Origin of the sequence: Campylobacter sp. BCW_4341 (assembly GCF_001764255.1) — a bacterium.
Taxonomy (GTDB): domain Bacteria; phylum Campylobacterota; class Campylobacteria; order Campylobacterales; family Campylobacteraceae; genus Campylobacter_D; species Campylobacter_D jejuni.
Map to the genome: position 1 here is coordinate 1 of NZ_MKAH01000032.1, position 13,762 is coordinate 13,762.

Genomic DNA, 13,762 nt, shown 5'->3' on the forward strand with positions numbered 1-13,762 from the left:
TTTGTTCTAACTTTTCTATAAAATAAAGCAACCATTCATGGTAAGCTTTGATATAGGCTGTGATAAAATGCGTTTTATTTTGTATATGAAGTTTTAATACATCAGCAATCATTTTTCCACGATAAGCAAAGGCTCCTCTTAAAACTTCATCCTGTATAAACTCATCTTCATCTAAAGAGTGATTGAAATTTTCTATATTTTGATAAACTTTTTCTAAAAATTCCAAAGGTAAAATAAAATCTTTACTGAGTATATTTTCTAAAATTTGTTTTAAAGCTAAAGCATCATTTAAAAATCTTTTAGCATTATCTTGATCTTTTTGTATTTTTTCTTTGAATTTAACTAGGAGTTTATCACTTCTATTTTTAGTTAAACTTTTTGGAAGTTCAAATTTAGGTTTTTCTTTTGTAAGGAGTTTTTCACAACATTCTTTAAAGGAAAGTTCTTCAGCAAAATTAATTCTTGCTCCACCTTCAGTAGCATTGTAAAATTTAGCCTTTTGATCATTGCAAGCAAAAAGATATTCAAGTTTTATGCGATAATCATTCCAAGTTATATGAGTTAAAACTTCACCTTTACCTGCATAGGCGGGGACTTTAAGTTTGTCTATATTTTCTTCACCGCTAAATTTCTCCCCAAAATCAAAACCTTTTGAGTGTGAATTTCCTTCTTCATCAAAGGCCAAATCTTGCCCTATCATAATAATATTTTTAAATCCTAAAGCCAAAGCTAAGGTATAAGAAAAATGACTTACATGAGTACCTGTATCAACATAACCAAAGTCATTAAGATTGAAGCGTTGGTATAAAGGATCATCTCTTAAAATCACACTTTTATTATCTAGTACACGAACCAAACTAGGATGAGTGGCGCATGAAAGCATATTTAAAGAAGTTTTATTTTCTTTATTTTGAAAAAATTTTATTGCCCAATCACTATAGTCTAAATTGGTAACATAATCAGGTATTATGCCTTCTTTTTCAAGCATACTTAAAGCCCCATCAGCACAAAAAATCACTGCTTTTTCTTGATAAGCTTTAAGTAAAGAAAGTTGTTTAGCTAAACTAGGTCCTGCAGAAACTACTATAGCATTTTCGAATTTGTTTTTTCTTTCACTTAAAATTCTTTGAAAAGGAATGCTTTCAAGCATAGAAGGGATGTTTTGTAAAAGATGAGAATAACACTCAAAACCGATGCATAAACTAGAATTTAAATTTCTTATCACAACTTTTATATTTTTCTCGCAAAGCTCATCTGCTTTATGCCAGATATCCTCATAAAACTTTTTATAATAAACATTATTCACAAACATTTCATACAAACTTAAGTACTCAAACATATCTTTCATATCAAAAAGTATAAGCAGTTGAATATCTACTCTTTCTTCTTCGATATCCACAAGATAAATTTTTCCACTACAAAGCTCTTCACTCAAATCCAGTGTACTTAAAGCCAGGATAAAAAGTTCTATTTCACTTTCAAATACAAAAAGATGTTTATAGTGTTTAGCTAAATTTTTAATAAGCAAAGCATTGCCTATACCATAAATACATATAAAAGGATATCTAGGAGTTTTTTCTAAAATACTTTGATAGAAAAAATTTATTTCTTCTTCTAAGTTTTCATACATAAAAACATTATGAGTTTTATCATAGATATTCAAATTTTCATCTATATTAAATCGAGAACAAGTTTTATTTTGTATGAAATTTAAAAGTTTATTTCCTAAGGGTTCATTTACCCCACTTAATAAAGCTTGTATGTTTTTTTCTAGTATGGTCATTAGCTTTCCTTAAATTTTATCTATTTTGAGTGATATTTTGTCATCTTTTTCGCTAAATTGATACAACAAATCCTCACAAGGATAAGAGATACATTTTTCTTTACAATCTTTTTTTGAATTTTGTTTTATTTTTTCTAGCATTAAAGGAAGTTCTTTTTTAATCAAAAGTTTTACTGGAATTCCCATGCCATGATTTAAGTTTTTAATAAATTTTCCATCAACTTGAGATTCTTTAGTAATAGAATGCAAAGTTGCATCAAAACCAAGTTTCTCAAGCTCTTCATAAAGCATAGTTTTTTCTTTTAAAGAAACATACTCATCATATAATGAATGATAACTTATAAAGCAAGTTTTTAAACATTTTGATTGTTCTAAAAGATGATCTTCCTCTAAAAGATTTCGAATTTTTCTTCTTGCGGGAGAAAAAAAATGAGGTGATGAAGAATTACTTGTCCAAAAAGTTTTTGTCGAACAATGTGTTTTAATATGATGAAAAAAATCAAAAGTAGCAAATTCGCTATACTGCATAAAATCTATTTCCTTTCCAAAACCGACAACTCTCCATAAAAAGTTAGCATATGCAGAATTATCCAACACTCCATCTATTAGCCAAGGTGCAATTTTAGCTGCCAAATGTGCTAAATATCCCCCGTGAGAACTACCTATCATAATAACGGGTATACCCCCCCCCATAGTGTCAAAAGGAGCATGTTTTTTAAGATAAAGTGCAACATTTAAAAGATCTTGAGCTTGCATGATCCCAAAATTTTGATATTCATTTTTTGCTGGTTGCAAACTTACATGTAAATTTAAAAAATAATTTGGTGTAAAATTACCTTTTTGCTTGCCTTCTATTATTTGATTATTTACAAAGTGAAAAATCTCACTCATTTGTTTATAGTCTTGAATTTTATCAATATCATAAGGAAGCTTGATATCCACAGCTTCACAACTTGCTTTTAAAATAAGCTTGTCTATATCATCTAAATAAAAAGTTGATCCAGTTTGAGGACGATTGCCAATACAATGATAATTTACTCCAACTACAGCAGTATTAAATTGTCTTACCATATAATCACCAACATATTGGATCGATGATATATCATCACCCATACCTTGCACCACAAACACCAAAGCTTTGGGTGTTTTTTCATCATCATACCAAAGCTTAAATTCAAGCTTTGATTCTCTTTTTATACCAAGCTCTACATCATCACAAGAATCAATCTCATAAGTTTTACTCACTATCATTACATTCCCCCTATTAAAAGATAAGTTTTACTCGCTAGGTTTTTAAAATTTTCATTCTTGCTTAAGATCACACAAGCTTTATTGCTTGAAGAGCTTGTAAAGTCTATATTTTCTAAATCTTCATGGCTTTGATTGGCTGCGTTGATGATAGCATTTTTACTTGCTTCATTGCTTGAAATTCCCATGAGCATAAAATCAGCTTTATTTATAAAAACAAGTTTTAAGCATTCTTTATCATCGCCTACGCGAAAATTTACTTCTTTTGTGCCGTTAAAATTGCCAAGATCAGCATTTTCAACCCCGCTTACATTACTCATCGTTTTTATAGAGCTTAAATGATCATTTTTTAAAGTATAAATGCTTATATCATTGATCAAAGTTTTAAGGTTGTTTAAAGACTTGCTAACTTCAGCTTCATCCTTGCTTGAACTCATTTTTGGTAAAGCAATAGCAGCTAAAATTCCCAAAATAACGATCACAAAAACAAGTTCTAATATAGTAAAAGCTTTTCTCATCTATATCCTTGAAAAATTTTTATTTTTAGGGCTTAAAATATCTTCTTCTATGGTTACAAATTCCTTTTTTTCATAAGCATCAACCGCAGCTCTTGCTATCATCAACGCATTATCAGAACAGAATTTTAAAGGAGCTAGTTTTAAATTTGCATTATATTTTTGACATAAATTTTGCAAACGCGAACGCAAATTAAGGTTTGCACTAGCTCCACCTACAACGCCAAAATTTTTAAATTTATAAAGATTAAAAATTTTTTCTAATTTATCCATGATATGATCACAAGCTGTATTTTCAAAGGCATAAGCTATTTCAGCTTTTATATCATCGCTTAAATTTTCATGCTTTAAAATTTCCAAACGCACTGCATTTTTAAGTCCTGAAAAACTGAAAGCAAGTTCTTTAGAATGCTTTAAAGGTATGTTAAAAGAGATATTTTTAAGTTTGGCATTTTTTGCTAAATTTTCTATGATGACCCCACCAGGATAACCTAAATTCATCATTTTAGCTACTTTATCAAAACTTTCTCCAAAACTATCATCATTTGTGCTTGCTAAAAGCTCTAAGCTTGCATCATCTTTAAGATAAATCACCATAGTATGCCCACCACTAACAAGCAAAATTCCCATATCTAAAGAAATTTTTTCTTCCAAAAAAAGACTATAAATATGACCTTTAAGATGATTTATAGGGATTAAAGGCAAATTTAGGGCACTTGCTAAAGTTTTTGCCATAGAAATTCCACTGAGCAAAGAAACACTAAGTCCAGGTTCATTTGTCACAGCTATGGCGCAAAGATTTTTAAAATACTCTTTGCATTGCTTAAGTATCTTTGGTAAAGCTTCGCTATGAAGTCTTGCAGCAAGTTCAGGTACCACTCCCCCATAGATACTATGATCTAATTCTTGGGAAATTTTTTTATGAAATTTACACTCTAAGGTATTTTTATCAATGATAGCTATAGAACTATCATCGCAAGAACTTTCTATAGCTAGGATAAGATTTTTCATTCAAATTCCACTAAAATAGAACCTAAGAATTTATCTTTTGATCTTGCCATTTTAAGAGTGTTTAAGTCCAAATTTTTAGCATTTTTGATCAACTTGCTATTGGTATTTGCCTCTAAAAGTTGTTGCAAATTCACCCCTCTTAACTCATAAAATTCCACTCTATAAATTTTACCTGCCATATCCAAAGAGTATTGTGTTTGCATATTTTTTTTATGAACTAAAATATCACTTTCATCTTTTCCATGATCAAAGCCTATGATATTTACGCGCACATTAGCTATCTTTGGAATAAGAAAATTCTCTTTTACTTTTACCTTGGTTCCAAAAGGAACGGTGGTTTCATTGCCATCAACTTGAAAAGTTACTTCATTAAAAGCATCGCTAAATTCTAAATACTCAGGATATAATCTTGTTTGAAAACGATTGCCATACTGGATATAAAAAGAATTTCCTTCTGCGATAACAGCGGTAAGTTCATTACTTGTATTATAATTTAACTCTTTATTTACCGGAAAAGGCACATAGTTGATAACCTTTCTTGGATTTTTTAAAGAAAGTAAAATTCTATCATCAAAAAGTTTCACTTCAAGCTCTTTATTTATGGCTTTATCAACCCCTTGTGGGGTAAGTTCAAAATCTCTGCTAAATTCAATTCCTGCGGTTTTTAGATAATTTTCAATTGCCAAAAGATGATAATAAGCTCTTAAATTTACAGGCAGATTTTTACTCGCTTCATTTGCAAAAGCAGCTTTGTGATTTGAAATCACAAAATAAGTTAAAGCTTTAAGCATTTCCGTATCACCAAGCTCTTGGGTTTTGGTGTTTTTAAGATGATAAGCATGCTTTGGATCAGCAAGTGAAGAATTGACACTATTTACGGTTTGAGTAGCGATATTTTCAAGATCAGGGTATTTGCTTGCATTGATTTCGCTTGTGTCAATCACACTTGAATTTCCCCAACGCTTAGGATTTTGCATCGCATCAATATAAGTAGGTTTATAAAAACCCCAACCATCGTGAAGATTGATCACCATACTAACTTCAGGAAGTAAAATAAGCTCTTTAATGCGTTGAACTCTTTTATAATCAGGATCTTTTGGGCTAATACTTGCAAATTTACGGTTTAAATCCCCATTATTCCCACGCGAACGCTTGATAATGCTATCAAAAGCTAAATTTGGAGCCACTATAATCTTACCCTTAGTGATATTATAATCACTCAAAAGCAAACTTGCCGCATGAAATCCACCAGGCTCATCGCCTTGAATTCCACCAAAGATCAAAACCGTATTATTGTCATCTAGGCTTTTACCATTTTCTCCTACGCTAAAGTCTAGCTCTAAAGCAAAAATACTTGTTATAAGAAATAAAATTGTTAAAAAAAATTTCATTTTAACTCCTTAAATACTCTCTTGTTTTAAAATCATACTCAAAAACTTCTTCTATGCTTGAAATTTTAGGTACTCCAAAGTGATCAAGAGCTTTAAAAATGTATTTAGCAATGTCTAAAAATCTACTTTTATTTTCTAAAAAATTATAAACACCAACTTCATTAGCAGCATTGATAATAACACCTAAATTTGGCTCTTTTAAAAATGTATTTTTAAGCTTAAAAATAGGATATTTTTTTGTGCTAATTTTATGAAATTTTAAAGCGGGCATTTTGCTAAAATCAACAGCCTCTAAAATAGGTGTATCTTGTTTTTCAAATATAGCATCTGAAATAGCTAGTTTCATATCTGCTTTTGAAAAATACGCCGTGCTAGCTCCATTTTTAAATTCACACATTGCATGCACTAAAGATCTTGGTTCTATTAAAGCATCAATTTCTTTAAAATCATATAAATGATAAGCCTCTATAATCTCAAAAAGCTTATTTGCCATAGTCGCACTATCTATAGTGATCTTTGCTCCCATGTTCCAATTAGGATGTTTTAAAGCATCTTTGACACTAACTTGATTTAAATCTTTGATTTTGTACTTATAAAAAGCTCCACCACTTGCTGTGATATAAAGTTTTGCTATATTTTTTTTACCTTCGAGTAAAAATTTTAAAGCCGCATGCTCACTATCAACGGGTAAAAATTTAGCCCCTTTTAAAAAACTCCCCGCCACCACAAGACTTTCTTTGTTAGCTAAAGCTATGTTTTTGCCAAGTTCTTTAGCCTTTAAAGTGCTTTTAAGTCCTGCAAAACCTACAATAGCATTGAGCAAAAGTTTGTCTTGGCATTCTGTTAAAATTCGCTCTAAACCTTCTTGCCCTATAAAAACTCTATCGTGTTTAACTAAATGCTTATTTTTTGAATCTTTTATGGCAACAAATTTAGGCTTAAACCTTGCGATTTGTTCATTTAAAAGAGCGATGTTATCTCCACAAGCTAAAGCAGAAATACGAATGTTTTTTAAAGCAGCAAGTTTAAGAGCATTTACTCCTATACTACCCGTACTTCCAAAAAGTATCATAAAAGAGCAACCATCACAAAAGCAGCAATGATCACCGCATCGATCCTATCAAGCACACCCCCATGACCAGGGATAAGATCTCCACTATCTTTTACACCTGCTTCTCTTTTAAAATAACTCTCAAGCAAATCTCCAATTACTGCAAAAATCGCTACAAAAAACGAACAAAGCAAAGAAAGCCAAAAACTATAAACAAAAACTCCCAAAATAGTTCCAATAACACTCGCACAAATCAAGCCACCTATAACACCTTCTAAGGTTTTGTTTGGACTTGTTGGAGAAAAAGGAGTTTTACCCATAAGTTTTCCGATAAAATACGCCCCACTATCACAAGCTGCAACGATAATGATAAGCCAAAAAAGCGCAAACATACCCTGATCTAAATACACTTGCCAAAGTGCTAAAATAGGCAAACTAGGATACATATAAATAAGAGCTGGTTTTAAGGAAGCCTTTTTATAAACCAAATATCCAACAACTAATAACAAAGCTAAAATCCCAAAAAGTAAAGCTTTATGCGATAAACTTCCCAAAATAAAAGCTATAACCAAAGGGATAATAGAAATATTTTCTAAAGCAAAAAGTTTTTTTGCTTCACTAAAAGATAAATACAATAAAACCGCAAAAACGATAAAATTGATAAAAAATTGATCAATCAACGCGATAATAATAATAGCCCCTATCATCACAAGAGCTGAAATAATTCTAGTTGTATTAAACATATTTTTCCTTATATACTAATATCTAAGCGATGAATGCTTTGTGCGTCTTTAAAATTTGGATCTTTAGACTCATCTTCTTCATTTTTCTCATCATCGCTGGTTTTAGCTTCTTGATTGTGTTTTTTCTTTTTTTCTTCTTGTTCGGCTTTTTCTTTGATCTCTTCTTTGATTTCATGAGTCTCATTGACTTTTTCAAGCTTGTTTAAAGTTTTTTCTTTTTCATTAAATTCAGCCATATTTAGCGTAGCTGCAAAACCTTCTTTTGCAAGCTCATTGCTTGCTTGTGTAGCTGGATAAGCCATATTTTGATTTATATAATTGACATTTCCTAATGGGCTAACTGGCATTTTAATCCTTCGTGATATTAATACTTTTAAAATTTGTATAATTTACAAACGCCTTTTGCTGAACCTTAACAAAATTTTTTAAGGTATAATCGACCCAATACGAACCTTTCTTTAACTTAGAAAAGCTTACACAAAGCCTTGCAGCAAATTCTATCACATCAAGGCTGATTTTTTGCTTGTTTGATACAATCAAAGTATGTGCACTAGGAATATCCCTTACATGAAGCCACAAATCATCTTTTTTAGCATTTTTAAGTAAAAATTCATTGCCTTTTTCATTTTTACCCACGCAAATTTTAAACTCATTAAAATAAAAATTTGCCACAAGATCTTCTTGTTTATGATCTTGATTTTTTTTGCTATTTTTTTTAGGTAGTAAAATTTCAAGCTCTATCTCACTCTTAGCTTGAAGCAATAATTCTTTTAAACTCAAGGTAAAATCTAACTTTTCTTTTAAATTTTGCCTTTGTATGTTTAAATTTTTAGCTTTTTGTTCTAATTTTTTGGCATTTTTATAGTATAAATTAGCACTTTGCTTAGGACTAAATTCAAGCTTAAATTCAAGCTCTTTGCCTTCAAAATCATCAAGCTTAAATTCCCTTTCATAATCTTTTAAAACACTCAAATTTGCAAACAATACATCAGCCCTTTTTCTGTATTCTAAAGCTTTTAAGAGTAAAGAATTTTCTTCATCTAAACTAGAAAAAAGTTCTTGTAAATTTTGTATTTTTTTATCCACTTGTGCAAGTTTTAAATTTTTTATTTGTTTGATTTTACTCTCATAAATGCTTGTAAATTTGCGAGAAAAATAATCTGCAAAGTCTTTAATTTCCTCAAAATTTTCATCCATTTTATAAGGCTTTAAAGACTCTAAAATCACATTAGGTTTTACTACACGATAACTTTTATCAATATGCCTTAAAGCCTCTATGATCAAATCTTTTTCATCTGTAAGAATAACATTGGTATTTTTACCCGTAAATTCAAAATAAATTTTGCTCTCATAGCTTTTATAAGCCTTATTAGCTTTTACACTAAAACATAAAATACGATTGCCTTCAAGGACTTTAACTTCCTTTATAAAAGCATTGCTAAAATACTTTTTAAGCATAAAATCAAAAGGTGCATTATAGTTTTTTGCATTAAATTTAGCTGTATAAATCGCACTCATTGCACGAGTGAGATCAAAAATAAATCTTTCTCTGTCAAAGCTTAATTCCAAAATATTGTCATTGATACGCTTGATAAAATCGATTTTTTTAAACTGAGAAAAAAAAGTTTGCAATTGTAAAAGTTCTGTGTATTTCATAAAAGAAATTATAAAATATTTTAGCGAATTTGTGGTAGAATTAAACTAAAAAAGGAAATTTGTGCAGCTTAATGAGCTAAATTGCGTGATTTTATGTGGTGGTAAATCTAGTCGTATGGGACAAGATAAAAGCAAATTGATTCTTAAAAATCAAAATTTAACTCAATTTCAAGTAAATAAATTTTCTAAAATTTTTAAAAATGTCTATGTGAGTGCAAAAGAAGACAAATTTGAAAACCATTTTAGCTTGATAAAAGATTCTTTAGAATTTGAAGTTTACTCTCCTATGCTTGCGCTTTACTCTATACTTTCAAATTTTAAAAATGAATTTGTTTTTGTTTTAAGTGTAGATAGTCCTAAAGTAGGTGAAAATGAGCTTTTAAAAATGCTTCCTTTTTTAGAGCAAAACTATAAAATAATCATAGCCAAAACTCCTTTACATAAACATCCCTTGTGTGGCTTTTATCACAGCTCTTTAGCTCAAACTTGTAAAAATTTCTTAGAAAAAAATGAACAAAAAATAGGACTTTTATTTTCTGAGATTAAAACCAAATTTGTAGAATTTGAAGATGAAGATGCTTTTTTAAATCTTAATTTTTATGAAGAATATGAAAAATTTAAAAGTGAGTTAAAATGAGAAAAATTGCTTTATTTTTAAGCTTATGTGTTTTTATATGGGCTAGTGATTTACAACAAGCTTTAGAGTATGAAAAACAAGGCGATTATAAAAAAGCTATGGAAATTTACAAAAAACTCGCTTTAAAAAATTCATCTGTTTTAATCCCTCAAGAACAAAATAAAACTAAACAAACTACTCAAAATGAAAAATCTATTATTGCAGCCAAAGAAGAAAGACAAGATTTTGCTCGTCTTGCCTTGGCAAATTATCTTGAAGAAGATGAATACTTTAACCCTCTTGGCATTAGTGCTTATAAAATGAATTATTTTCTACCTTTGGCTTATAGTTTTAACTCTCTAGAAGAAAATCACAATAAAAGTGAAGCTAAATTTCAACTTAGCATTAAAAAAAGGCTTTTTGAAAATTTGCTAGGATTGGATGAAAAATATTATATAGCCTATACTCAAACTTCTTGGTGGCAAATTTATGAACATTCTTCTCCTTTTAGAGAAACCAACTATCAGCCAGAATTTTTTATAGATTTTCCTTTGTATCTTAAAGATTATGAATTTTTTAACAACCTACGCGTAGGTATATTGCATGAAAGCAATGGTAAGGGAGATGAGAATTTGCAATCTCGCTCATGGAATAGAATTTATGTATCTACAACTATTTTATATAATAAATTTTTATTTGTCCCACGCCTTTGGTATAGAATTCCTGAAAGCAAAAAAGATGATGATAATCCTGCCATCTTGCATTATATGGGAAATTTTGATGTGAATTTAGCGTATTTAGGCGATGATTATTTTATCAATCTTATGCTAAGAAACAATCTTAAATTCCGCAATAACAAAGGCGCTATACAAGTTGATCTAGGATATGATATTTTTAATAACGGAATTTATTGGTATTTACAATACTTTAATGGCTATGGAGAAAGCCTTATAGACTATAACAAACACTTGCAAAGACTTTCCACTGGATTTTTGATTTCTTACTAAAATATCCTTTGTTGTTTTATCATTTCTTAAAACAAATTTCATTACAATTTCATTTTTGATAATTATTATTACTATAAGGAAAGATTTGTTTTTTAAGCATATATTGAGTTTAAAAGTGCTTATAGCTTTACTTTTATTCTTTGGAATAATAAGTTTATTTATAGGAGTTATCAGTATCAATGTAAAAGATATTCTTAATCTTGACTCCACTCAACTAGAAATCATAACTCTCACAAGAATTCCTAGACTTATAGCGATTTTACTCACGGGAATGAGTCTTAGTATATGCGGACTTATCATGCAACAACTCACGCAAAATAAATTCGTTTCCCCAACTACAGCAGGAACTATGGATTGTGCTAAATTTGGCATACTTGTTTCTTTAATATTTTTTGCTGGAGCGTCTTTTTTCACTCAAGCTATCATTGCATCTGTATTTGCGCTTTTGGGTTCTTTTATATTTATCCAAATTTTAAGAAAAATCAAACTCAAAGATGTGATTTTTGTACCTTTGATAGGCTTGATGTTTGGAGGCATTATTAGTGCTATAACCACTTTTTTTGCCTATGCTTTAAATTATATACAAAATATCCAAGGCTGGTTACAAGGCAGTATGGCAAATGTTATGCAGGGAAATTATGAATTGCTCTACATTTCTTTACCACTTTTTATACTTGCTTATTTTTTAGCTCATAAAATCACCATAGTTGGCATGGGCGAAGATATAGCTTTAAATCTTGGAATTTCTTATAATGGTATATTATTTTTAGGCTTGATGATTGTAAGCATTATCACTAGTTTAGTGATTGTAAGCGTTGGGATTATCCCTTTTTTAGGGCTAATTATCCCAAATTTAGTAGCTCTTTATCTAGGTGATAATCTTAGAAAAAATCTCATCTATATAGCACTTTGTGGAGCTTTGTTTTTACTTGTTTGCGATATCATTTCAAGACTTGTCATCTTTCCTTTTGAAATGCCTTTAAGTATCACTACAGGTGTTTTAGGATCTTTAATCTTTATCTTTCTTTTGCTAAAAAGGAAAGTTTATGCGTAAAAAAATGCTGATTTTAAGCTTTTTAACACTTGGTATGATAGGGATTTTTATACTTGTGGGTTTAAATGGCTTTGATGAGTATGCCTTAAAAAGTCGTTTTTTACAAATTGCAGCTATTATCATAGTAGCTATTTGTATCGCTGTTTCAACAGTGGTTTTTCAAACTTTATGCAATAACAAAATTCTAACCCCTGCCATCATAGGATTGGATTCTTTATATATGTTACTTCAAAGTGCTCTTATCTTTTCTTTTGGTGCAGCTAATTTAAGTGTTTATAAAAACGATATCAATTTTTTAATCACTCTGGTTTGTATGGTGGTTTTTTCACTAGGACTTTATAAAATTTTATTTAGTAGCGATAGAAGTATTTATCTTATAATGCTTTTAGGCTTAGTTTTTGGAACACTTTTTAGCACTTTAAGCTCTTTTTTTGAAGTATTAATCGACCCTGATGAATTCATGGTAATACAAGGAAGAATGTTTGCTAGTTTTGATAATATTGCTTTTGATGTTTTAATTCTTGCTTATATCATTAGCTTTTTAAGTTTTATATGGATTTTTCGCTATATGAAATTTTTAGATCCTTTAAATTTAGGCAAAGATTTAGCGATAAATTTAGGGATAAATTATCAAAAAATTTCAAAACAATTGATGATTATCATAGCTATTTTAACTTCTATTAGCACCGCACTTGTAGGTCCTATAACCTTTTTGGGGCTTTTGGTGGTAAATATCACTTATGAGCTATTTAAAACTGCAAAGCATAGTATTTTACTAAGTGCTTGCATACTCATTAGCATTTTAGCTTTGCTTGGAGGGGTGTTTTTTGTCTCTAGAGTTTTTGATTATAATGCCACTATAAGCGTGGTTATTAATTTCTTAGGTGGGATATATTTTATCTATCTTGTATTAAAGGGTAATAAATTATGATTAAACTAAAAAATATCACCAAATTTTATGATAATAAAGCCATTATTTCAAATCTTAGCCTTGATTTTCATAAAGGCAAAATCACTTCTATAATAGGAGCCAATGGCGCTGGAAAATCCACTCTTTTAGCTCTAGCGAGTCGTTTGATAAAACCTAGTAGTGGAGAAATTTATATTGATGGAGTAAATTTAAAAGACTATAAAGAGCAAATCTTAGCACAAAAAATTTCCATTCTCAAACAACAAAACAATATCAATTTAAGATTAAAAGTTGAAGAATTAGTCGCTTTTGGGCGTTTTCCGCATTCTCAAGGAAGACTTAATGCAAACGATAAAATCAAAATCAATGAAGCTTTAGAATATATGGGACTTAGCAACTTAAGAAATGAATTTTTAGATACATTAAGTGGCGGACAAAAACAAAGAGCTTTTATAGCCATGATCATCGCTCAAGATACTGAATTTATAATGTTTGATGAACCTTTAAACAATCTTGATATGAAGCATAGTGTACAAATCATGCAACTAATGAAAAATTTAGTCAAAGACTTTAACAAAAGTATAGCTGTTGTATTACATGATATTAATTTTGCTTCGATTTATTCTGATGAAATCATAGCCTTAAAAGATGGGAAGCTTTTAAAACAAGGTTCAAAAGATGAAATCATCAATCAAGAAAATTTAAAACAAATTTATGATATGGATATACCCGTAAGTCAAATTGATGGTAAGAAAATTTGTATTTATTTTTAAAAAG

General features: G+C 29.7%; 14 protein-coding genes. 5 read left to right on the top strand and 9 right to left on the bottom strand.

The genetic code is table 11. The features are described 5' to 3' along the window. The 9 genes from AJN70_RS04590 to AJN70_RS04630 form a co-directional block, all read right to left on the bottom strand. On the bottom strand, positions 1–1,783 hold a 1,783-nt coding region (locus AJN70_RS04590), incomplete at its 3' end, for a motility associated factor glycosyltransferase family protein (RefSeq protein ID WP_070295536.1). Positions 1,784–1,792: 9 nt separating this feature from the next. After that, entirely contained in the window at positions 1,793–3,034 is a 1,242-nt protein-coding gene (locus tag AJN70_RS04595) for a DUF2920 family protein (RefSeq protein WP_070295537.1), read from the bottom strand. Further along, a complete protein-coding gene (locus AJN70_RS04600; protein ID WP_052949168.1) occupies positions 3,034–3,549 on the bottom strand; it encodes a type II secretion system protein in 516 nt (171 codons plus the stop codon). The genes AJN70_RS04595 and AJN70_RS04600 overlap by 1 nt, the downstream gene beginning before the upstream one ends. Continuing rightward, positions 3,550–4,557: a tRNA (adenosine(37)-N6)-threonylcarbamoyltransferase complex transferase subunit TsaD gene (gene tsaD / locus AJN70_RS04605; RefSeq protein ID WP_052858220.1), complete on the bottom strand. Its 1,008-nt coding sequence runs from the start codon at positions 4,555–4,557 to the stop codon at positions 3,550–3,552. Further along, positions 4,554–5,948, bottom strand: coding sequence for a M99 family carboxypeptidase catalytic domain-containing protein (locus tag AJN70_RS04610; RefSeq protein ID WP_070274851.1), 1,395 nt, complete (start codon positions 5,946–5,948; stop codon positions 4,554–4,556). The genes tsaD and AJN70_RS04610 overlap by 4 nt, the downstream gene beginning before the upstream one ends. A 1-nt stretch (position 5,949) precedes the next feature. Continuing rightward, positions 5,950–7,020, bottom strand: coding sequence for a 1-deoxy-D-xylulose-5-phosphate reductoisomerase (gene dxr, locus AJN70_RS04615; RefSeq protein WP_070274852.1), 1,071 nt, complete (start codon positions 7,018–7,020; stop codon positions 5,950–5,952). Continuing rightward, entirely contained in the window at positions 7,017–7,742 is a 726-nt protein-coding gene (locus AJN70_RS04620) for a phosphatidate cytidylyltransferase (RefSeq protein WP_070274853.1), read from the bottom strand. The genes dxr and AJN70_RS04620 overlap by 4 nt, the downstream gene beginning before the upstream one ends. 8 nt (positions 7,743–7,750) lie before the next feature. Then, positions 7,751–8,089 carry a hypothetical protein gene (locus AJN70_RS04625; protein WP_002855905.1) on the bottom strand — a complete coding sequence of 113 codons (339 nt, stop codon included), beginning with the start codon at positions 8,087–8,089 and terminating at the stop codon, positions 7,751–7,753. 1 nt (position 8,090) lies between these two features. Then, a complete protein-coding gene (locus AJN70_RS04630) occupies positions 8,091–9,398 on the bottom strand; it encodes an NFACT RNA binding domain-containing protein (protein ID WP_002905937.1) in 1,308 nt (435 codons plus the stop codon). A gap of 61 nt (positions 9,399–9,459) precedes the next feature. On the opposite strand from AJN70_RS04630, the gene AJN70_RS04635 reads away from it, so the two are divergent. The 5 genes from AJN70_RS04635 (at position 9,460) to AJN70_RS04655 (ending at position 13,758) form a co-directional block, all read left to right on the top strand. Then, on the top strand, positions 9,460–10,035 hold the full coding sequence (locus AJN70_RS04635) for a molybdenum cofactor guanylyltransferase (RefSeq protein ID WP_002855734.1): 576 nt from the start codon (positions 9,460–9,462) through the stop codon (positions 10,033–10,035). Then, positions 10,032–11,021 (top strand): phospholipase A, encoded by a 990-nt coding sequence (locus AJN70_RS04640; protein WP_053872549.1) that lies wholly within the window; start codon positions 10,032–10,034, stop codon positions 11,019–11,021. The genes AJN70_RS04635 and AJN70_RS04640 overlap by 4 nt, the downstream gene beginning before the upstream one ends. A gap of 85 nt (positions 11,022–11,106) precedes the next feature. After that, a complete protein-coding gene (locus AJN70_RS04645; RefSeq protein WP_070295538.1) occupies positions 11,107–12,075 on the top strand; it encodes an ABC transporter permease in 969 nt (322 codons plus the stop codon). After that, complete coding sequence (locus AJN70_RS04650; RefSeq protein WP_044778851.1) at positions 12,068–13,006, top strand: iron chelate uptake ABC transporter family permease subunit; 939 nt, start codon at positions 12,068–12,070, stop codon at positions 13,004–13,006. Before AJN70_RS04645 ends, AJN70_RS04650 begins: the two co-directional genes overlap by 8 nt. Further along, entirely contained in the window at positions 13,003–13,758 is a 756-nt protein-coding gene (locus AJN70_RS04655) for an ABC transporter ATP-binding protein (protein WP_044778852.1), read from the top strand. The genes AJN70_RS04650 and AJN70_RS04655 overlap by 4 nt, the downstream gene beginning before the upstream one ends. The last annotated feature ends 4 nt before the right edge of the window (positions 13,759–13,762 follow it).